The organism is Rhodococcus sp. T7, from assembly GCF_009872365.1.
In the GTDB taxonomy this organism is placed as follows: domain Bacteria; phylum Actinomycetota; class Actinomycetes; order Mycobacteriales; family Mycobacteriaceae; genus Rhodococcus_F.
The window spans coordinates 1-1,635 of record NZ_WXYH01000206.1; the positions used below are offsets into that span (position 1 = coordinate 1).

Here is a 1,635-nt window from a genome sequence, read left to right on the forward strand (position 1 = left end):
GATTCACCCGAACATCGAACTCACCGAAAGTGAGCTGCTCACCCTCGAACACCACCGCCACCGCACCCGGCGTCCGCACCACCTGCGCATCGAACAACGACACCAACGTCGCATCCGCATCCACCCGGTGCCCGGTGTCGTTCCACCCCGACACCACCAGATCCCGCTCCATCGCATCGAGGATCTCGATCTGACCCACCGGCACCGCAGGATCAACCGTCACCGCCTCGAGGATCCGCACGAACCGTTCCGCGAACCCCGCCACCGTCGACTCGTCGAACAAATCCGTCGCATACGTAAACTCCGCCGCCAACCCCGCCGGCTCACCCGACTCACCGTCCACTTCGGCCAGAGTCAGCTGCAGATCGAACTTCGCCACTGCTGCATCGAAGTCCACACCCGAGACTCTCAGCCCCGGCAATTCCAAGCTGGTCTGGGCCATGTTCTGAAAGAACAGCGCCACCTGGAACAACGGATGCCGCGCCTGCGACCGGACAGGATCGAGTATCTCGACCAACCGCTCGAAAGGCACATCGGCATGCCCAAACGCATCCAGATCCACCTGGCGTGTTTCAGCGAGGACATCCGTGAAGGATCCGGCTGGATCGACCGGCGTCCGCAACACCAACGTGTTCACGAACATCCCCACGAGATCATCCAGCGCACGCTCGCCGCGACCTGCGACCGGAGTACCGACCGCGATATCGTGCGTGCCCGACAACCGCGCCAACAGCACAGCCAACGCTGAATGCATCACCATGAACAACGTCGAACCATTCGACGACGCCAGCCCATTCAATCTCGCGTGCAAGTCCGTCTCGATCATGAACCGATACATTGCGCCCCGATTCGAGGCCACAGCAGGCCGCGGGCGATCCGATGGCAAATCCAACTGATCCGGCAGACCAGCGAGGACCGACTTCCAATACATCTCCTGCGCCCACGCCAAGGAGTCGGGGTCGTCCTCAGAGCCGAGGATCTCGCGCTGCCACAAGGTGTAGTCCGCGTATTGCACTTCAAGTCTCGCCCACGACGGCGCTTCCCAATGTGTCCGGGCCGCATACGCGATCATCAGATCGCGGGTCAACGGCCCCATCGACCACCCGTCCGCGGAAATGTGGTGAACCACCAAACCGAGTACGTGCTCGTTCTCGTTGATCTTGAACAGGCGCGCATGGAGCGGTACTTCGGTACTGACGTCGAAACCTATGGACGCCAATTCGACTAGGTACTCGTACAGTGCCTCATTGCTGGTCGTGACAGGACTTAGATTCGGAACTACCTCTGCCGCATGCAGGATTAGCTGGTGTGGTCCGTCGCTCGAGTCGGGATACACCGTCCGCAACGACTCATGCCGATCCAGCACGTCGCTAACAGCGATTTGAAGAGCAGTAACATCCAATTCGCCGGTCAACCGGATCGCAACAGGAAGGTTGTTGGCAGCCGACTCGGTGTCGAATCGGTTGAGGAACCACATCCGTCGCTGTGCCAACGACAACGGAACCCGCCCCGAACGCTCCCGCGCCACCAACGGCACCCGACCACCAGCACCCGCATACGACTCCACCCGCGCCGCCAACCCATGCACCGTCGAAGCCTCGAAGATGGTGCGCACCGGCACCTGCGCATCCAACG

General features: G+C 61.3%; 1 protein-coding gene. It reads right to left on the bottom strand.

Features of this window, described 5'->3' with window-relative positions:
* Positions 1–1,621: condensation domain-containing protein (locus tag MLGJGCBP_RS19470; protein WP_328799570.1), on the bottom strand; the 1,621-nt coding region annotated here is incomplete at its 3' end.
* Positions 1,622–1,635: the final 14 nt, after the last annotated feature.